This window comes from Amycolatopsis sp. DSM 110486 (assembly GCF_019468465.1).
Classification (GTDB): domain Bacteria; phylum Actinomycetota; class Actinomycetes; order Mycobacteriales; family Pseudonocardiaceae; genus Amycolatopsis.
Genome location: NZ_CP080519.1, coordinates 8055520 through 8075472, shown reverse-complemented (window position 1 = coordinate 8075472; position 19953 = coordinate 8055520). Strand labels below are relative to the sequence as shown.

The window sequence follows — 19953 nt, the reverse complement described above, 5'->3', positions numbered from 1 at the left end:
TCCCCTACCTTCCTCAAATGCACGAGCGAGCCAGGCCCATCACGTTCTCCGGAGCACCCGGCGCAGAGCGCCGGCCTGCTGCCCGAGTTCGTCCAGGCCGGCCGCGACCACGAGGGCCGCGCCGGTCGCGATGGCCTGTGCGAAGTACGGCACGTTCATCAAGGTCATACCGTTGTTGAGCACGCCGAGGAAAACCACCCCCAGCAGGACACCGAGCATCGTCCCCCGGCCGCCGCTGAACGCGACCCCGCCCAGCAGCACCGCGGTGAGCACCTGCAGCTCGAAGTTGGCGCCGAGCGTGCTCGGCGGCGCGGAGTCGAGCCGCGCCGCGAAGAGCACCCCGCCGAGGCCGGCGGCGAGACCGGTGACCACGAACACCAGCAGCGGCAACCGTTTCGTCGCGATCCCGGAGAGGAACGCCGCCTCCCGGTTGACGCCGATCGCGTAGACCTGGCGGCCGGCGGGCGTGCCGTAGAGGAACAGCGCGCCGAGCCCGAACACGATGAACGCGATCCACACCGGGACCGGGATGCCGGCGTAGATACCGCGCCCCAGCAGCGACATCCCCGTGCCGAAGTCGGCCGGCGGGTCCGAGCGCAGGAACTGCGCGATCCCCCGATACAGCTGCAAAGTACCGAGCGTGACGATGATCGGGCTGAGCCGGGTGTAGGACACGAGTACGCCGTTGACCAGACCACCCACGGCGCCGACGACGAGGCCGGCGAGCACGGCCAGCCCCCAGTTCAGGTGATGGTCGACGATGAGCAGCCCGGTGACCACCCCGGACAACCCGACCACCGACCCCACCGACAGGTCCACGTAGCCCATGATCACGAGCACCGCCTGCGGCACCGCGACGATGAGCAGCACGGCGCCCGACAGCGCGATGTTCTTGATGTTCCCCACGGTGAGGAACAGGTCCGACCCGCTGGTGAAGAAGCCGACCAACACGAGCAGGCCGATCAGCAGTGCCGACCGCAGGACGAGCTCCAGCACCGGCGTGCGCCGGGTGGTACTCCCCTCGGGGGTGACGGTTGCCGTCGTCATGGGCGTACCTCCGGGAGGGTGGCTGCGGCGTCGTCGGGCAGGTCAGTGGTGACACCGGTGAACTGATGGGCTTCGGCGAGCAAGGCGGATTCGGTGATGTCCTCGCCGGTCAGCTCGGTGGTGAGCCGGCCGCGGTCCATCACGACGGCGCGGTGCGCGAGCAGGGCGACCTCCTGGGCATCCGAAGACGCGAAGACGACCGCGAGACCGCGGGCGGCCAGCTCCCGGCACACCTGGTAGATCTGCCGCCGGGCCCCGACGTCGACGCCCTGCGTCGGCTCGTCGAGCAACAGCACACCGAGCTCCCCGGCCCGCGCGAGCCAGCGGCCGAGGACGAGCTTCTGCTGGTTCCCGCCGGAGAACTGGCCGCCCTTGCGTCCGCCGTCGGGCGGCTGGAGGTCGACCTGCCGGGCGGTCTCGGCGAACAGCCGCTTCTCGCGACCGTGCCGCCGAAGGCCGAACCGCGCGAGCCGCCGGTACGACGGGAGCAGCAGGTTGTCCGCCGCGTTGCGGGTCGGCCACAGCGCCTGCCGGAGCCGGTCCGACGGGACGAGCGCGATCCCGCGCCGCACCGCACCCGCCGGGGTGCGCGGTGCCGACCGTTCGCCGTCGACCTCCGCGCTGCCGCCGGCGGCGCGGTAGCCGCCGGCGAGTGTCTCCAGAAGCGACGTGCGGCCGGAGCCGAGCACACCGTAGAGACCGAGGATCTCGCCGGATCGCACGTCGAGGTCGATCGGCCCGAACCGCGGGCCGGCCAGGTCCCGCAGCCGCAGCCGGACCGGACCGAGGTCGGCGGGCTCGGCCGGTGCCGTCGGCGCGCCGGTACCGCCGGAGATCACCTCGACGATCCGCTCCGGCGCGACATCGGAGACCTTCTCCCGCAACGCGACCACACCGTCACGAAGGACCGTGACCCGGTCGGCGATGCGGAAGACCTCGCCCAGGCGGTGCGTGGTGTAGACGATGCGCGCCCCGCCGTCCTTCATCTTCGCGATCTCGGCGAAGAGCCGTTCCGTTTCGCTCTCCGACAGCGACGCCGTGGGCTCGTCGAGGATCAGCACCCGCACGTCGGTGCGGTGCCACGCCTTCGCGATCTCGAGGAGCTGCTTGGTGCCCATGGGCAGTCCGCCGACCTTCGTCCCCGGCGCGACGTCGAGGCCGAACCGGTCGAGCAGCTCGGCGGTGACCCGCCGCTGGCCGGCCCGGTCGAGCACCCCGGCGACGGTCTTCTCCTGGCCGAGGAACAGGTTGTCGCTCACCGACAGCACGTCGATCAGCGAGAGGTGCTGGTGGATGGTGGCGATCCCGGCGGCGAAGGCCCGGTTCGGGGTGAGCTGGCCCAGCGACTCGCCGTCGAGCGCCAGCTCACCCGCGTCCGGGGTCACCACTCCGCCGATGCACTTGATCAAGGTCGACTTTCCGGCGCCGTTGGGGCCGAGCAGCGCGTGCACCTCTCCGGGAGCGATGTCGAGATCGACTCCCTTGAGGACGGTGGCCGCGCCGTATCCCTTGACCAGGCCTCGAATGGTGAGCGTCATCGGGTTCCTCAGCTGTAGTCGCTCAGGTAGTCCTTGAGCGAGGGGGTGCTCGCGGTGAGCGCAACCGGCGGGACGTTCACACCCTTGTTCGGCTTGCCCTCCAACAGGTCCGCCGCCACGTCGGTGACCGCGAAGCCGATGTCACGGATGCGCACCGCGACCGAGACCCGGTAGATCCCGCCCTGCGACACCGCCTGAAGGCCTTCCTTCGACCCGTCCTGGCCGCCGATGAAGATGCCCGGGTCCTTCGGGTTCTTGCCCGCGTTGAGGAACGCCTGCTGCGCGCCCAGGGCGACGTCGTCGTCGTACCCGAGCACCATGTTGAGGTCGGGGTGCGCCTGCAGGACGGTACGGGCGATCTGCTCGCCGTCCGCGCGGGTGCCGGCTTTCTGCGTGGAGACGATCTCGACGTTGCCACCCGCGGCGAAGGACGCCTTCAGGCCGTCGTCGCGCTGCGCACCCACCGCGAGGTCCCGGTTGTTGAGCACGAGCACCTTCACCGGTCCCTGGTGCTGTTTGGCCCACTCGGTGGCCGTCTTGCCAAGCGCCTGACCGCTCTCGAGGCCGCTGAACAGCACCGAGGCGTCCTGGTTCTTCAGCGGCGAGGCGTAGGAGACGAACACCGTGCAGTTGCCCCGCGCCTGCTGTGCGAGCGGTTCCATCGACGCCGGCTCGAGCGGGTAGGACACGATCGCGGGGATCTTCTGCGTGACCCACGTTTGCACGTTCTGGGTCTGCTTCTGCAGATCCTCGTCGTCGGCGGTGTACTTCAACTGGTACCCGCGCGCGGTGGCTCGCTGCTCGGCGAACCGCTTGAGGTCGCCGTAGACCGACAGCGACGTCAACGGGTAGTCGAAGCCGATCACCTTGTCGGTGGAGCGCTTGCACGACTGGCCGCCGGAGGCCGAGCCGCTGTCCTGGGTGATGCCACCGCAAGCGGCCAGGGACAGAGTCAAGAGGGCCACCGCGGTGGCGCCGGCCAGCCGGCGGAACGGGACGGGGTGTTTCATCGAAATTCTCCCTGCAATCGGGATTCGGGGGGACCGATTTTCAGACGCGGGCGCCGAAGTTGCCGAGCACGTTGTTCAGCAGCCGGGAAACGTTGTTCTCGTAGCCGTTCCACGGCAGGCAGCCGGTGAAGCAGATGGAGCCGACGGAGAAGACCGCACCGCCGCCCGGGCGCTCGACGATCACCATGTCGGAGCGGACGAGATCGGACTCGCTGCCGCCCAGCCCGGGGGCGAGCATCAGCACGTCCTCGACGGCGAGCTGGTAGAAGTCGCTGTGGCGCTGTGAGGTGGCCAGCACAGCCGTGTTCGGCGGGCTGCCCAGTGCGAAGTCGCAGCGGTCGAGTTCGTCGCCGCTCGCGCCGTTCATGATCAGACCGAAGTCACCGATGAGATGGTCGTCGATGCCTTCGAAAACCCAGGCCCATTCGGGCTCGTAGGACAGTGGGGTGCGCTCGAAGGGCGGGGCCTTCTCGTCCCAGCCCTGGCTGCACATGCCGACTCCGGCGAGCTTGTTGGGCGACCGGCCGCGCCAGCGCCACAGCCCACCCGGCTCGCCGGTGGTCGAGTGGTGGCCCTCCCCCGGCTGGATCTCCCAGGTCCGGATGCCACCCGAGCGACGCACCTCCAGCACACCCGGCTGTCCCGGGTCCTGCGAGGTGACCCAGTAGAACCCGTTGCCGCCCAGGTACATCAGGCAGTGTCCGGTGTCGACGTGACGCTGCAGCGCGTCGAGCATCGCCCCGCTGTAGTACTCGGGGTGCGAGCCGGTGAGCACCACCTGGTAGCCGTCCAGCGCGTGCTCGGGGTCGGCGTGCAGGTCGTGGTCGCTGAGCACGTCGTGCTCGACACCGCTTCGGACGAGCCAGTGCTCGAGGTAGAGGTCGGCACCCAAGCTGCGCGGCGCGTTCTGCAGCCACATGCGGTAGTCCGGGCGCAGGTTGAGGATCGGCCGCAACGCGCTCGTGTAGCAGATGCCGGAGCCGTCGCTGTGCAGGTCGTAGAGGCTGGCTCCGAACTCCGGGTGCTCGGCGAGCGTCACGTCGTGCAGTCCCGGCGTGATCGGATGATCGGTGATGCCGGCGGCCTCGTAGTCGAGGCGGTGCTGGAGGCGTTCGTTGGCGTAGGCCAGGTAGGTGAAGGTCGGGATCAGGTAGGCGACCTTCGGGCGGGGCGCACCGGTCGCGGGCGCCACCACGACCGGGATGTGGTCGGTTTCCTCGCCGTCCCGGGTGGTCCCGCGGAGCCGGACCGCGTAGATGCCGCTCGGCAGGTCGGCCGGCAGGTCCACCCGGGCCGTCTCGGGCCAGCCGGCGTCGATCAGGTCGTCGTCGTGGAAGTGGATCGCGGCGTACTGCTCCGGCGCGGCGGCGCTGTCGTGCACCTCGCCGGTCCACGTGTGCCCCGTCATCGCGCGCGCCGGTTTGTTCACCAGCAGCCCGTGCCGGCCCCGTCCGGAGACGTCCTCGGCGGTGTCGGTGGCGAAACCGCGTTCGAAGGCCCACTCGGCGAGCGTGTCTTCACCGGAGGAGAGCACGGGATGCTCGACCTTGCCGTTGAACACGCCGGCGGGGAAGTACCGGGGGCCCTCCGACGGGCAGCGCAGCGCGGCGACCACCACCCCGCTCGCGGCCGAAAGGTCCACTTCGGACTCACCACGCAGGCTGACCGGCTTTTCGTCGCCCGGGAACGGTTCCAGCGGCACGATTTCCAATGCCACACCACCGGCGCCGACCTCGGCGGAGACGCGGTACCAGCGCCGGTTCGCCAGCGGCCGGGCGGCTTCGAGCAGCACCGCACCGGCACCGGTGCACAGCCGAAGGCGGCCGGATTCCCCGAGTGTCACCGCGACGACCGCCTCTCCCCCGGCGTCCACCACGCTCAGCACACCCTGTTCCCGGCCCGCGTCCACAGTGGTCGGCCAGATCACCACGCCGGCGCTCAGCCGGGTGGTGCCGGCCGGGACGACGTCGTCCGCTCGCAGGCACGAGCCCACCGGCGTGACCTGCTCCCCCGCGACCACGACCTGGCTGGGGACGGAAGCCACGTCGGTGCTGAGGAAGCCGGGGCCGAGCGGGTTCGTGTCGCCGTGCAGGAGCCGGACGAGATCGACCGTGACCTGCCCGCCGTCACCGCTGATCCGGACCGGGAGCGAGTCCCCCGGCCGGGCGGACAGCTGGTCCAGGTAGCCGATCAACCTCATGAACGCTCTCCGCCCAATCGCCTAGTGCCCGAACTTCCACAACAACGGTCGGGCCTGCCCTGCGGTTTCTGATTGCGAGGACCGTACCTGTGACCGAACTTCCACGCAATACCTCGTATTTACGAGGAGGTTTCCGCTCATCACGTTCTCGTTACAGCGCCGGCATGGCGCGCGATCCGGGGACGACGGCGTTCGTCGGGTACCGCCGGGCCACCGTCAGCCGTGAGCCGCGGTCCAGGCGTGGTAGCCGCTGATCGCAGTGGGCAGGGTCGGGAAGAGTGGCGGGCAGGAACATCACGGCCGCGCGCGTGCCGCAGGTACCCGAGGAGTCCGGCCGCGACGTGCGCATCAACTCCGCCGCGGTGCCGTGCTCAACCAGGAGGTACTGCAGGCGCAGAGCACGCAGATCGACACCGTCAGCGGCGCGACCTACACCTCCAGCTCATTACTTGACCGGTCATTCCATAACAAGTACGGTCGCTTCGTGGCACGGACGAGAGAATTCGACACCGACGCGGCGATCGAGACCGCCATGTCGGCGTTCCGGCGGGCAGGCTACGCGGGGACGTCGATCCAGGACCTCGTGGACGCCACCGGCGTCGGCCGAGGGTCGCTCTACGCGGCATTCGGCAGCAAAGAAGGCCTCTACCTGGCAGTCCTCGACCAGTACCGAGAGCGGTACGCGGAGCCGATCGTCGGCCTGCTCAAGGAAGGCGTGAACACCAAGGCGGTCATTCGCGAGGTTCTGGTGGGCGTGGTCGACGCGACCGTCGAGGACGGTAACCGTGAGGCCTGCCTCGTGGTTGGCGCGGCGACCGAGCTCGCGCACCGCGATCTCGCCGTGCGTGATCGTCTGCAGGGCACCATCCAGTCACTCGAGGATGCACTGTTCGAGCTGATCGTTCGCGGCCAGGCCGCCGGCGAGCTCCCCGCCGACCGCAGTGCCGCGACAACGGCGCGACTGCTCGTCACCACCATCCAGGGACTCCGGGTCGTCGGCGCCATCCGACCCGACCGCGCCACACTCATGGCGACGGTGGACCTCGCCCTGACCTGCTTCTGCTGAGTCCACGTCCCGGAACGGCAACTAAACCGTGATCGCGCCTTGATTCAGGAACGATCAGTCATTATAGAAAGGCTGGTTGTGCCCGTCTCTCGCGCGGGTCCGGCATCCACCAGGCGTTGATGCCAGAGATCGAGTTCGCAGGCGAGGAAACCACTCGATACCCGGTCCAGAAATCCCACCAATCCCCACCTTCAAGTCAGAGGAGAAGCAAACCGATGAATCAGATCGGCGTCGGCATCATCGGTGGCGGCACCACCGGCTGGGCTGCCATCAGTCACGTTCCCGCACTCGCCGCCCTCCGGGGTTTCGCCCTGCGGGCCGTGAGCACCTCCAGGCGCGTGTCCGCTGACGCGGCAGCCGAGGCGTTCGGCGTGAAGGGCTACGACAACCATGCCGACCTCATCGCCGATCCGGACGTCGACATCGTCGTCGTCGCGGTCAAGGTCGCGCACCATCGTGAGCTGACGACCGCCGTCGTGGCCGCGGGCAAGACGGTTTTCACCGAGTGGCCGCTCGCGATCGATCTCGAGAACGCCGATGAGCTCACCCGCATCGCCGCCGCGAAGGGCGTCAGGACGATCGCCGGCCTGCAGGGCCGGTTCGCGCCCGAGGTTCGCTACGCCCGCGATCTGATCGCAGACGGGTATGTCGGCGACATCCTCGGCACCACACTCGTCGGCTCCGGTGCCGCGTGGGGGCCGACGGCCACCAAGGCGAACTCCTACTGGTACGACGACACGAAGGGCGTCACCACGTTCACCGTCCCGACCATGCACGCGCTCGATGCGGTCAATCACGTCGTCGGCGACTTCGCCGGCATCACCGCGGACCTCGTGCGCCGCCGCGACCAAGTCACGGTCGCCGACGACGGCAGCATCCTCACCGTCACCGCTCCCGACCACGTCGCGATCAGCGGTGTGCTCACCAGCGGCGCCGCGGCTTCGATCTACTACCGTGGCGGCGTCTCCCGCGGCGACAACCTGCGCTGGGAAATCAACGGCACCGCGGGCGACCTTGTCCTTACCTCCTCCAACGGCAACTTCCAGGTCGCCGATCTCACCCTCTCCGGCGGCCGCGGCGACGACACCACGGTGCACCCCCTGACGGTGCCCGACGCCTACTACACCGATGTCCCTCGCGACCTCTCCGGACCCGCGCACAACGTCGCGCAGCTATACGCGCAGCACGCCCGCGACCTCGCGGAGAACACCTCACTCGTCCCGGACTTCCGGCACGCACTCCACCGCCACCGCTTCATCGACGCCGTGAACCGCGCAGCCTCCACTGGCGTGCGCCAGCTCATCCCGGCAGGCGGAGTCACGCGGTGAAGGCAGTTGGCATCCTCGTCACGGTGGACCCGAAGTGCTCGGCGCAATCGAGCGGCCGACCCCGCAAGCCAGCCCCGGCGAAGTCCGGATCCGCATGCACGCGGCCAGGGTCAATCCTGAACAAGCGGGCAGCCTCTTGTACTTGCGGTTCACCAGAACCACCGTGCCGGCCGACCTGGACCTCTCCCGAGGTCTGATTCACCACCCCGCGGCCGCGTTCCCCGATGCCTCCGCTGCCACCCGGTTCTGAACCTTGAACACGAGTGCCTCGACGGCCAGGGCGTAACCGTGCCAGCCCGCGCCGGCGAGGTATACCGCGGCCAAGGGGGCGAAGATGTCGTTGCGGTCCTTGCCGTCGAGGGCGTGCCACTGAGAGATGTGCACGACGGCGAACGGCCGGTCGGTGTCCCGGATGGCGTCGAGGAGCGAGTAGGCAACCGGGGTCAGTCCGGCCGGGTTGATCACGATCGCGTCGACCGCGTCGCGGTGGGCGTGCACCCAGTCGACGAGCGCGCCCTCGTGGTTCGACTGGTAGTGAACGGCCGTGGCGCCCCACTGCGCCGCGGTCTGATCAACGTCGGCGGTGATCTCGGCGAGTGTGGTGGTCCCGTACTTCTCCGGCCGGCGCGCCCCCAGCAAGTTGAGGTTCGGACCGTGGAGGACGGCGATTCGCATCAGTTTCCCGTCTCAGCGGTAGGTGGGCAGGATCGAGGTCGGCATCGGGCCCTTGTTGCGCCGGCCGGAGTTCGTTTCCTCCCAGGCGTGGGCGAGGATGCCGACGCTGCGGCTCAAAACGAACAGGCCCCGCGCGAGCTCGGGCGGGAACCCGAGTTCGGCGTAGATCACGGCGGTGGCTCCGTCGATGTTCATCGGCACGGGCTTGCGGCGCCCTCGGTTGAGCTCCGTCTCGACCGCCCGGGCTGCCGCGGCGTGCCTGCCCTCGACAACTCCCGCCGACACCGCCTTGTCGACCAGGCCGAGCAGCGGGTCGCGCCGGGGATCGACCGGGTGGAACCGGTGACCGAACCCGGGCAGGTACGGGTCGCGCGCACGGTACTCGGCGACCACTTCCGCCGTCGCGGCGTCGAGGTCCACTCCCGCCGACTGACGTTCCACGATGTCGGACAGCAGTTCCACGCACTGCTGTCCGGCGCCGCCGTGGGAATCGCCGAGGGCGTTGACGCCGGACGCGATGGCGTTGTTCATGCCGACGCCGCAGGTGGCCGTCATCCTGGCGATCGCGATGGAAGGTGCCTGCGGGCCGTGGTCGACGGACGCGACCATCGCCGCTTCCAGCAGTGCTTCCTCGTCGGTGGTCGGGCTGCTGCCGCGGACCATCAGCCAGATCGTCGACACCAGGCCGCGGTGGCCGATCAGATCCTGCACAGGGACGCCCCGCAGCTCGACCACGCCGGGTTCCATGCGGCAGATGCTGTTGGCCCACCAGTCGGCGACATCGTCCACAGTGGTCTGTGCAGGTGTGACAGCCATGTCAGTCCCTTTCGGTTCGGCCGGGCGACACCTGGTCGGGGATCGGGCGTGCCGGCGACGGGATGCCGGTGGCGCGCCAGCGCCGGACGAGTTCGGCGGCTTCGTCGTTGTGCTGCCCGAGCCACGGTGGCGCAGCGGTCGGTCGGAGTGGTTCACCGTCGACGAGCACGCCGTTGCCGCTGGCGCGCAGGGTTCGCTCGGGATCACTGGGGAACCCGATCTCGGTGAAGAATCCGCGGTGCGCGAGCTGTTCGGATTTCAGTGCCTGCGGCACCGTCAGGATGCGGGCGGCGGGCACTCCGGCAGCCGACAGCTCCGTCTCCCACTCCTGCGAGTTTCGAAGCCGCAACGCCCGGTTGAGCTCGTCGCTGAGTTCGGCGCGATGGCGTTTGCGGTCTTCTCGATCGGCGAACCGCGGGTCCGCCACCAGATCCGGCCGTCCCACCAGACCGCACAGCGTCACGAACTGCTCCTGCCGGTTCGCGGCGATGTTGAGGGGGCCGTCCGCGGCGAAGAAGGTCCCGGACGGCGCGGCCGTCGCGTTCTCCCGTCCCATCGGCTCCGGAGGGATTCCGCTGATGACGTAGTTGGACACCACCCAGCCCATCGCCGAAATGGACGCCTCGAGCATCGACAGGTCGAGGAAACAGCCCTCGCCGGACCGCTCACGGCCGACCAGCGCCGAGGAAATCGACAGCGCCGCCATCAGCCCGCCCACGGTGTCCGCGACCGGGAAGCCGACCCGCAGGGGGGCGGTGTCCTCCGTGCCGGTGACGCTCATCATTCCCGACAGGCCCTGGATGATCTGGTCGTAGGCGGGTGCCTGGCTCAATGGTCCGGACTGCCCGAACCCCGAGATCGCGCAGTAGACGAGCCGGCCGTTCAGCTGCCGCAACCGGTCCCAGCCGAAGCCGAGCCGCTCCAGCACTCCGGCGCGGTAGTTCTCGAGCAGGACGTCGGCCCCACGGACGAGGTCCTCGAACAGCGCGCGCTGCACCGCGTCCTTCAAGTTCAGCTCGATCGACTTCTTGCCGGCGTTCTGCGCCAGGAACGAGGCGCCGAGGCCCGCCCGGTTGAGCTCCGCGTCCGGTCCCAGGCTCCTGGCCAGGTCCCCGGATCCGGGGACCTCGACCTTCACCACCTCGGCACCGAAGAGCATCAGCTGGTAGCTGCAGTACGGACCGGCGAGAACATTCGTCAGGTCCAGTACCCGGATGCCGCGAAGCGGTCTCCTCTGCATTCCCTCTCCTTGTGCGCCGCCCGCATCAGCGCGAACGGCACGTCGTGTCGGGCCGGCTTCACCCGGCGAAGGGATGGGCGAACCCCCGCTCCGCCATGCGCGCGGCAACAGATTTGAGATCGTCGACGAACTCGGAAATACGGTCGTCGGGAAAACGCACGGTCGGCCCGCTCAGCGACAACGCCGCCACAACAGTTCCCGCCGCACTGACAATCGGAACCGCCACCGCCGAAAGACCTGCTTCGCGCTCGCCGTGGCTGAACGCGAAACCCTGCTCGGCGGCCTCCGTCACCGTCGCCTGCAAAGCAGGTAAGTGCTCCACTCCGTCGGGCGAGCTGCGGGCGATGCGCGTCAACAGGGCGGCAGACGCGTCGCGCAGCAGCACCTTCGACGACGCACCCGCCCACAGGGGAAGCTCGTCTCCGACGCGCACGACGTGCCGCAGCGATTGAGGACTCTCTTGCTGAGCAACACAAACCCGGTAAACATCACGCAAGACGTAGAGGTTGACGGTCTCCCGCTGACGATCCCCCAGCTCGCGCATCAGCTGCTTGGTTTCCGCGGGAAGCTCCCAGCTCTGTTTGGCCAGATGTGCCCAGCGCCAGAGACCCGGCCCCGCCATGTACCCCTTGGGCGTCGCCCACAGGAGGCCATTCTGCTCGAGGGTCTGCGCCAAGCGGATCACCGTCGTCTTGGCCAGACCGGTTTCCTTCACGATGTCGGAGATCGACACCGTGGGCTGAGTTTCCGTCAGCAGCGCCAGAATGTCCAGTGCCCGTTGGACACTGCGCACGCCCTGCGACTCGCCGCTTTCCTGCGACGAGTTTTCCGTCTGGTCGACGGCTTCGTCGGCACCGGCCCGCTTCATGACCAACTCTCCCCTTGCCCATTGTCGTAATCGTTTTGCCCAGCATCCTCGGGTTTCGACCCGGATTTCGAACCGGGTGGCCACCCTGGGCCGGTTCGTAACTTCTTCGGCTCGAAGTCTTGCCAGCGCCTGTCGCCAACCGTACGTTACACGGAGTCCGCAGAGTGGTCCAGATGTACCGTTTGATGGTTCACAAGGGAGTGTGGCGGTGCTGCAGGAGATTCTCGAATCCTCGACATCCGATGACGCCATGGAGGCCGCCGCGTTCGTCGGCGGCAAGTGGACACGCGACGGACCGCCGACCGACCGGATGGGCCCGTACGTCCGCAGAGTGGTGACGAAGTCGTACCCCGCGTCGGAAACCCAGGTAGCCGACGCTCTGGCCTACGCCGCGGAGAACGCGCCCGTCGTCGGACGCCTCGCACCGGCGACCCGGGCCGCGATTCTCGAACGTGCGGCACAGTCGGCGATCGAGCACCGAGACGCGATCGCCCGGCTGATCGCACTGGAGCTCGGCAAACCGCTCAAGGACGGGCGGGGCGAGCTGGACCGCGTGGCGGACACGTTCGCCGTGTGCGCCAACGAAACCCGGCACATCGGCGGCGACATGCTCCCGGTGTCGGGCTGGGACCGCGGCGTCGGCAACACCGCCATGACCTTCCGAGCCCCCGCCGGTGTCGCTCTGGCGATCACACCGTTCAACGCCCCCGCGAACCTGCTGGCCCACAAGCTCGGCGCGTCGTTCGCGGCCGGCAACACCACGATCGTGAAGGCGCCGCCCCAGGCTCCCGCGACGACAGCCGCGATCGTGGCCCTGCTCCTCGACGCCGGCATGCCCGTCGAGGCGGTCCAGCTGCTGCACGGCGGCGGCGAGGTCGGAGCCGCGTTGTGCGCGGGCGACGCCGTCGCCGTCATCAGCTTCACCGGCAGCGCGGAGACCGGGGCCGCGGTCGCGCGGGCAGCCGGCGCGAAACGCCTCGTCCTGGAGCTCGGCGGCAACGCCGCCACCTTGGTGTGCGCCGACGCCGACCTCGCGCACGCCGCCCGGACCTGCGCCCGGACCGGGTACAGCAACTCCGGGCAGAGCTGCATCTCCGTACAGCGGGTCTACGTCCACCGAAGCCGCTTCGACGACTTCCTGACCGCCTTCCGCGACGAGGTCGCCCAGCTCAAGGTCGGGGATCCACTCGACCCCGCGACCGAGGTCGGGGCGATGGTCGACGAACAAGCCGCCGCGCGCGTGGAGCAGTGGGCTGCCGACGCGAGCCTCGGTGGCGCGCGGGTCCTGCTCGGCGGGACCCGCGACGGCGCCACGCTGCTCCCGACCATCGTGGCCGACCCACCCGGCGACGCCGACGTCGTGGTCAAGGAAGTCTTCGGCGCCCTCGTCGCCGTCCTGCCGTTCGACGACCTGGACGACGTCATCCGGGCCTGCAACGCGAGCCGGTTCGGCCTGCAGGCCGGGATCTTCACCCAGGACATCCGCACGATCTTCACCGCGTGGCGCGAGCTGCAGGTCGGCGGGCTGGTCGTGAACGGCTCGTCGAACTACCGGCTCGACCACATTCCCTTCGGCGGTGTCAAAGACTCCGGCTTCGGCCGGGAGTCACCCGCGCACATGATCGACGACTACACCGTCGTGAAGACCCTGATCCTGCGAGGCACCTCGATCTGGGGCGAGCAGTGACCGAGACCCGTGACAAGAGGAGCGACGCACCGATGACCGCACCCGCCCCGACGACGACCGCAGCGGAAGCACTCGTCCGGCAGCTGGAGTCCTACGGCGTCGAGTACGTCTTCGGCCTGTGCGGCCACACCAACATCGCCTTCCTGGACGCACTCGGGCGCAGCAGCATCGAATTCGTCATGGCCCGGCACGAGCAAGCGGCCGCCCACGCCGCCGACGGGTACGCCCGCGTGTCGGGCAAACCCGGAGTCCTGCTCGTGCACGCGGGTCCCGGCATGATGAACGCGGTGACCGGTGTCGCCACCGCCGCACTCGACTCCGTCCCGCTCATCACGATCTCCGGCGATGTCCCGTCGTACTACCACGGTCGCCACCCCCACCAGGAGGTGAACCTCCACGCCGACGCCGACCAGACCGCCATCTACCGCCCGTTCGTCAAGCGCGCCTGGCACGTCCACCGCGCCGAGGACCTGACCAGGTTCACCGAGCGCGCCTTCTGGACGGCGACGTCCGGCCGCAAGGGCGCGGTTCTGCTCAACGTCCCGATGGACCTGTTCTCCCGCCAGGTCCGCGTGGTGGACTACCCGCTGGTCGAGCAGGTCGCGACGCCGGCGTTGAGCGACGCGGACGCCGCGCGGATCGCCGAGCTGCTCGTCAACGCGAAGCGTCCGTTGATCTACCTCGGCGGCGGTCTGCGCGGGCCGGCCGGGCGGGCGGCGCTGCTCGACCTCGCGGAGCACCTCGACATCCCCGTCGCCCACTCGCTCATGGCCAAGGGCACGCTTCCCGACCGGCACCCACTGGTCATGGGCATGACCGGCTTCTGGGGCCTGGAGCTCACGAACGACTACACCCGCGACACCGACCTCGTGCTCGCGCTGGCGACCCGCTTCGCCGAGACCGACGCCAGCTCGTGGGACTCCGACTACACGTGGCGGTTCCCGCCGGCACAGCTGATCCAGATCGACATCGACGCCGCCGAGATCGGCCGGAACTACCCCGTCGCCCTCGGAGCCGTCGCCGACGTCAACCACGCGGTTCCGGCGATCACCGCGGCGGTGCGAGCCCTCGCCCCCGAGCGGGTCTCCAGGCCCGGCCTGCGGGAAACCATCACCACCGCCCGGACGACGCTGTTCGAGTCGAGCCAGGAGCGCGGCCGCAGCGACGATTTCCCCCTCCGGCCGGAACGCATCCTCGAGGACCTCCGCACCGTCCTGCCGTCCGACGCCGTCCTCGTCACCGACGTCGGGTGGAACAAGAACGGTGTGGCCCAGTGCTACGAACTGCCCGAGGACGGCCGGTTCATCACCCCTGGCGGAGCGTCCACAATGGGCTTCGGGCCGGCGGCCGCGGTCGGCGTGCAGATCGCCGCGCCCGAGCGGGTCGTCGTCGCCCTGGTGGGCGATGGCGGGATGAGCGCGCAGCTGCCCGCCATTCCGCTGGCCGTCGAGCAGGGCCTGCCCGTGATCTTCGTCGTGATGAACAACCGGGCCCACGGCACCATCGCGGACCTGCAGGCCGGGAACTTCGGGCAGAGCTTCGGCTGCGAGTTCCTCGACCGCGACGGCAATCCCGCGTCGCCCGACTTCGCCGCGCTCGGCCGTTCCTGCGGCGCCGACGGATACCTGGTCGAGACCCCGGAGGGCCTCGGCGAAGCACTCCGCGACGCGGTCGCGCGCCGTCGGCCGGCGGTCCTCGACGTTCCGATGGTCAACGAGCCGGTGCCGACTCCGGGGCACTGGAACATCAAGGACATCTACCAGGGCGTCTTCGAATAACTCCGCACTCCTGACACAACGAGGTGGCATTCATGATCCGATTCCGACGTGGGCGCGTGGTGGCGTCCGCATTGGCGGTGCTGGCGGTGGGCGTCGGCAGCGCCTGCAGCGCGCCTGGGAGCTCGTCGAACACCAACGCCTCGACGACCGGTCCCATCAAGATGGCCGTCGTCGACGCCCAGAGCGGCCAGCTCAGCTCGCTGGGCGCCTGGGAATACAAGGGCGCGAAGCTCGCCGTCGACCAGTGGAACGCGAAAGGCGGGGTCAACGGCAGGAAAATCCAGCTCGATGTGTTCGACGACACGGGCGACCCCACGATCGGCACCAACCTCGCTCGCAAGATCGCCAGCGAGGGCTACGTCGCGATGATCGGCACCGCCGAAAGCGCGGTCACCGTCGCCATGGCACCCGTCCTGCAGCAGGCCAAGATTCCCAGCATCACCTCCGGGCAATCCCCCTCGATCACCGCGGTGAAAAGCCCGTTCCAGTTCCTCAACGGCCCGACGAGCACGACCTACGACGAGACCCTGGCCAAGTACCTCGTCGACCAGAAGGACCTGAAGAGCATCGCCTTCATCAGCAACAACGGCTCCTACGGCAAGGGCGAGCACGACGCCTTCGGGAAAGCATTGGCCGATCGGGGGATCAAGCCGGTCGACGACCAGGTGGTGACCACCGACCAGAAGGACTTCAGCGCGGCGCTGACGTCCATCCGGCAGAAGAACCCGCAGGTGCTGTTCGTCGGCACCGAGGAGGTCGAAGCCGGGCTCATCGTCAAACAGGCGCGCGAGCTCGGGCTGAACGCCACCGTGGCCGGCGCGGCACCCATGGGAACGACCGTCTACCTCCAGACCTCGGGCGCCGCCAACGCCGAGGGGACCGTGGTGAGCAGCCCCTACCTGAGCAATGACACCAGTGACGCTTCCCGCTCCTTCGCCCAGGCCTACAAGACGGCCTACAACGAGGACGCCGAACTGCACGGCGCGAAATCCTTCGACGGCACGAACATTTTCCTGACCGCGATGAAGAACAGCAACGCCGCGACCGGTCAGCAGCTGGCCGATGCGATCCGCGCCACCAAGTACCCGGGCCTGCTCGGCACGTTCACCTTCGACCAGACCGGCGTCGGCATCCACGCCACCTCGATCGGCGTCATCACCGGCGGGAAACTGATCGCCACCGCCACCAGCTGATCCTGCGGGGGCCGCGCCCGGCGCGCGGCCCCCGTCTGTGAAAGGACTTTTCATGCAAGTCTTTCTCCAGACGCTCGTGGGCGGGCTCAGCTTCGGCGCTGTCTACGCCCTCGTCGCCATGGGCTTCTCGATCGTCTATCGCACCATGGGCCTGGTGAACTTCGCACACGGCCAGGTCGTAATGGTCGGCGCCTACGCGGCATCGACCTTCTACATGTCCTCCCGGCTGCCGTTCGTCCTCGCCATCATCGTCGCCATGGTCGTCACCGGCCTCATCGCGCTGGTGATGGAACGGGTGCTGCGTCCGTTGGAGAACAAGGACTTCGACCTGATGCTGATCGGCACGATCGGCTTCGGCGTCGTGCTGGAGTCGCTCGCCACCATCATCTGGGGTGCGACCGGCCGCGCCGTTCCCACCCCGGTGGGCTCCCAGCCGCTCGACGTCTTCGGCGTGCGCATCCGCACCTACAGCCTCGTCGTGCTCGGGATCGCCGCGGTCGCCACGGTGCTCCTGCTCATCTTCCTGCAGCGGACCAAACGAGGTGCCGCCATGCAAGCCGTCGCCATGGACCACGAAGCGGCCACCGCGGTCGGCATCCACGTCGGACGCAGCAACGCCATCGCCTTCGCGATCGGCGCCGGGCTGGCGGCGCTCGCCGGCGGCCTCGTCGGCCCACTTCTGTACGTGAGCCCGACCATGGGCGGGGCCCTGGGCATCAAGGGTTTCGCCGCCGCTATCCTCGGCGGCTTCGGCAACATCACGGGCGCGATCGTGGGCGGGCTGGCCATCGGAATCCTGGATTCCTTCGCCGCCGGCTGGTTCCAAGGCTACTCGGACCTGGTGGTGTTCCTCGTGTTCACCGTGATCGTCATGGTCAAACCGACCGGCCTGTTCGGCGAGCGGACGGTGAGCCGGGCATGAACCTCCTCGTGCGCAACCGCGGCCTGAGCACGCGGATCGCCGGAATCATCCTGCTCGCCGTCCTCGCCTGGCTCCTGCCCTACGGACTTGACGGCTACGGCATCCACGTCGTCAACATCGCGATCGTGTTCGCCCTGCTGGCGGTCGGCATGGGCATCGCCATGGGCGTGGCCGGGCAGATCAACCTCGCGCAGATCGCGTTCTTCGGCGTCGGCTCCTACGCCCTCGCCATCTTCACCACCGCCTCCGGGCTCGGGTTCTGGGTCTCCGCCGTGCTGGCCGTGATCGCCACCGCGGCCGCGGGACTGGTCGTCGGAATTCCCGCCCTGCGCGTGCAATCGCACTATCTGGGCATCGTCACGCTGGGGCTCGCGCTGGCCTTCACCAACTGGGTGACCAACGCGCACATCGCCGGCGGAGCATCAGGTATCAGCGGCATCCCGGTTCCGCCTCTGTTCGGCATCGACCTGACCAACGAGTACCTGTACTACTACCTCGAACTCGTCGTGTTCGCGCTTGCCGTGGCGTTCGCCGTGTTCGTCGTGCGGACCGCACTGGGCCGGCGCCTGCGCGCCATGCGCGACGACTCCATCGCAGCCGGCGCCGTCGGGGCGCCGGTCCCGGTACTGCGCATGACCGCGTTCCTCGTCTCGAGCGTGTACGGCGGCGTCGCCGGAGTGCTCTACGCGGGGCTCATCCACTACATCGCGCCCGAGACGTTCAGCGTCGCCAACATGTTCCTCCTGCTGGCCATGGTCATCATCGGCGGTCGGCAGAGCATCCCCGGGTGCATCGTCGGCGCGGTCGCCCTGTCCCTGGTCCGCGAAGCGCTCACCGACTTCTCCGTCTACGCGCAACTCGGCTACGGCGCGGTCGTCGTGCTCATGGTCGTCTTCGCACCGGCGGGGCTGGCCGGACTGCCCACACAGATCCGCCGGGTACTGCGGCGGAGGAAACCCGCCGACCGGGCCGTACTCGGGCCATTCCTCCCCTACCCGCCCACCGAGGGGAGCCGCCACGGCGCGCCACTCGAGATCTCCGGGATCAGCAAGCAATTCCGCGGGTTGAAGGCGCTCAAGGGCGTGTCGTTGTCCGTCGAGGCCGGTGAGATCCGCGGCATCGTCGGACCCAACGGTTCGGGGAAGACAACGCTGTTCAACGTGATCAGCGGGCTTTACACCGCGTCGACAGGCACAGCGGCCATCGGGGACCTGACCCTCACCGGGCGCCGGACCCACCAGCTGTCCCGCGCCGGCCTCTCGCGGACGTTCCAGAACCTGCGCCTCTTCGGCCAGCTGACGGTCGAGGAGAACCTGCTGGTCGCGCTGGATCACTCGTCGATGCGTTCGCTCTGGCACTACGTGGTCTGGCCAGTTGGTGTCTGGCGTGCCGAACGCGCTCTGCGCCGGGATACCCGCGCTTTGCTGAGCCGGTTCGGCCTCGAGGACTTCGCCGACGCGGCCCCCCGGTCACTCCCGTACGGGATCCAGCGCAGGGTGGAGCTGGCCCGGGCCATGGCCGCCGACCCGAAGGTGCTGCTTCTCGACGAGCCGGCCGCGGGTCTCAACGGACAGGAAGTGGGCCAGCTCAAGGAGATCGTCCGATCCATTCGCGACAGTGGCGTCACCGTCGTGCTGATCGAGCACAACATGAGCCTGGTCATGTCGCTGTGCGACCGCGTCACCGTCCTCGCCGGAGGCGGCGTGATCGCCGAAGGCACTCCCGCCGAAGTCGCGATCCGGCCCGAGGTCATCGAGGCCTACCTCGGAGACTCGTTCAGCGTCGCCGAGGTCGCCCACGCAGTGGAAACAGAGGTCATGCCGTGAAGACCGAGCAAAGCGGACACCAGCGCGAGGCCGGCCACGGCCTCGCGGGCGACCTTCGCGTCGAGAACCTCTCGGTGCGCTACGGCGGAGTCCAGGCCGTCAGCTCCGTCGGGTTCACCGTCGCAGCGGGGTGCTGCATGGGCATCATCGGGGCCAACGGAGCAGGCAAGACCTCGACGTTGAAGGCACTCATGGGTCTCGTCCCCCGGTCCGTCGGCGGCTTGTGGTTCGGCGACCAGGATCTGACCAAGGTGAAACCCAAGGACGTCGTGCGCCACGGCATCGGCTACGTCCCCGAGGGCCGGCACGTGTTCGGCGGCCTCTCCGTGGAGAAGAACCTCCTTCTCGGCGCGTACCTCAAGCCGTGGCGAGGCCGGACCCGACAAGTCCTGCACGAGGTGTACGAGATGTTCCCCGTGCTCGGCGAGATGCAACACCGCCTCGCCGGCGCCCTGTCCGGGGGCCAGCAGCAGATGCTCGCCATCGGGCGGGCCCTCATGTCCGAACCCAAGCTGGTCTTGCTGGACGAGCCGTCCATGGGGCTGTCCCCCAAGCTCGTCGAGGAGGTCCTCGCGAGCCTGCAACGCCTCTCCGAGGCCGGCCTCGGGCTGCTGCTGGTCGAGCAGAACGCGAAGCTCACCTTCGAAGCCACCGAAACCTGCCTGGTCATGGAGAACGGCCAGGTTGCGATGACCGGCAGCTCCGCGGACCTCAGCCACGACCCGCTGGTCCGGCAGATCTACCTCGGCCTCTGACGAG

At 68.9% G+C, this 19953-nt stretch carries 16 protein-coding genes; 8 read left to right on the top strand and 8 right to left on the bottom strand.

Annotation, left to right across the window (positions count from 1 at the left end):
* Nucleotides 1-39: 39 nt before the first annotated feature.
* The 4 genes from K1T34_RS39215 to K1T34_RS39200 are packed head-to-tail and all read right to left on the bottom strand — an operon-like array spanning nt 40 to nt 5795.
* Nucleotides 40-1047 (bottom strand): ABC transporter permease, encoded by a 1008-nt coding sequence (locus K1T34_RS39215; protein ID WP_220239762.1) that lies wholly within the window; start codon nt 1045-1047, stop codon nt 40-42.
* Nucleotides 1044-2585 carry a sugar ABC transporter ATP-binding protein gene (locus K1T34_RS39210; RefSeq protein ID WP_220239761.1) on the bottom strand — a complete coding sequence of 514 codons (1542 nt, stop codon included), beginning with the start codon at nt 2583-2585 and terminating at the stop codon, nt 1044-1046. Before K1T34_RS39210 ends, K1T34_RS39215 begins: the two co-directional genes overlap by 4 nt.
* 8 nt (nt 2586-2593) lie before the next feature.
* Nucleotides 2594-3595, bottom strand: a complete 1002-nt coding sequence (locus K1T34_RS39205) for a sugar ABC transporter substrate-binding protein (RefSeq protein WP_220239760.1) — start codon at nt 3593-3595, stop codon at nt 2594-2596.
* A gap of 40 nt (nt 3596-3635) precedes the next feature.
* Nucleotides 3636-5795, bottom strand: coding sequence for a N,N-dimethylformamidase beta subunit family domain-containing protein (locus tag K1T34_RS39200; RefSeq protein ID WP_220239759.1), 2160 nt, complete (start codon nt 5793-5795; stop codon nt 3636-3638).
* A 367-nt stretch (nt 5796-6162) separates the two neighbouring features.
* On the opposite strand from K1T34_RS39200, the gene K1T34_RS39195 reads away from it, so the two are divergent.
* Both K1T34_RS39195 and K1T34_RS39190 read left to right on the top strand, forming a co-directional pair.
* Entirely contained in the window at nt 6163-6861 is a 699-nt protein-coding gene (locus K1T34_RS39195; RefSeq protein ID WP_220239758.1) for a TetR/AcrR family transcriptional regulator, read from the top strand.
* Between the two features lie 215 nt (nt 6862-7076).
* A complete protein-coding gene (locus K1T34_RS39190; protein WP_220239757.1) occupies nt 7077-8189 on the top strand; it encodes a Gfo/Idh/MocA family protein in 1113 nt (370 codons plus the stop codon).
* Between the two features lie 198 nt (nt 8190-8387).
* On the opposite strand, the gene K1T34_RS39185 is transcribed toward K1T34_RS39190, so the two are convergent.
* Genes K1T34_RS39185 through K1T34_RS39170 form a run of 4 tightly spaced genes read right to left on the bottom strand, consistent with a single transcriptional unit; the run spans nt 8388 to nt 11788 of the window.
* Nucleotides 8388-8864 (bottom strand): type II 3-dehydroquinate dehydratase, encoded by a 477-nt coding sequence (locus tag K1T34_RS39185; protein WP_220239756.1) that lies wholly within the window; start codon nt 8862-8864, stop codon nt 8388-8390.
* Nucleotides 8865-8876: 12 nt separating this feature from the next.
* Nucleotides 8877-9680, bottom strand: coding sequence for a citryl-CoA lyase (locus K1T34_RS39180; RefSeq protein ID WP_220239755.1), 804 nt, complete (start codon nt 9678-9680; stop codon nt 8877-8879).
* Nucleotide 9681: 1 nt separating this feature from the next.
* Nucleotides 9682-10920: a CaiB/BaiF CoA-transferase family protein gene (locus K1T34_RS39175; protein ID WP_220239754.1), complete on the bottom strand. Its 1239-nt coding sequence runs from the start codon at nt 10918-10920 to the stop codon at nt 9682-9684.
* 58 nt (nt 10921-10978) lie between these two features.
* Nucleotides 10979-11788 (bottom strand): IclR family transcriptional regulator, encoded by an 810-nt coding sequence (locus K1T34_RS39170; RefSeq protein WP_220239753.1) that lies wholly within the window; start codon nt 11786-11788, stop codon nt 10979-10981.
* Nucleotides 11789-11996: 208 nt separating this feature from the next.
* On the opposite strand from K1T34_RS39170, the gene K1T34_RS39165 reads away from it, so the two are divergent.
* Genes K1T34_RS39165 through K1T34_RS39140 form a run of 6 tightly spaced genes read left to right on the top strand, consistent with a single transcriptional unit; the run spans nt 11997 to nt 19949 of the window.
* Complete coding sequence (locus tag K1T34_RS39165) at nt 11997-13475, top strand: aldehyde dehydrogenase family protein (RefSeq protein ID WP_220239752.1); 1479 nt, start codon at nt 11997-11999, stop codon at nt 13473-13475.
* 32 nt (nt 13476-13507) lie between these two features.
* Complete coding sequence (locus tag K1T34_RS39160) at nt 13508-15253, top strand: thiamine pyrophosphate-binding protein (protein ID WP_220239751.1); 1746 nt, start codon at nt 13508-13510, stop codon at nt 15251-15253.
* Nucleotides 15254-15285: 32 nt separating this feature from the next.
* Complete coding sequence (locus tag K1T34_RS39155; RefSeq protein WP_220239750.1) at nt 15286-16446, top strand: ABC transporter substrate-binding protein; 1161 nt, start codon at nt 15286-15288, stop codon at nt 16444-16446.
* 52 nt (nt 16447-16498) lie between these two features.
* Entirely contained in the window at nt 16499-17368 is an 870-nt protein-coding gene (locus tag K1T34_RS39150; RefSeq protein WP_220239749.1) for a branched-chain amino acid ABC transporter permease, read from the top strand.
* A complete protein-coding gene (locus tag K1T34_RS39145; RefSeq protein ID WP_220239748.1) occupies nt 17365-19194 on the top strand; it encodes an ATP-binding cassette domain-containing protein in 1830 nt (609 codons plus the stop codon). The genes K1T34_RS39150 and K1T34_RS39145 overlap by 4 nt, the downstream gene beginning before the upstream one ends.
* Entirely contained in the window at nt 19191-19949 is a 759-nt protein-coding gene (locus K1T34_RS39140; protein ID WP_220239747.1) for an ABC transporter ATP-binding protein, read from the top strand. Before K1T34_RS39145 ends, K1T34_RS39140 begins: the two co-directional genes overlap by 4 nt.
* The last annotated feature ends 4 nt before the right edge of the window (nt 19950-19953 follow it).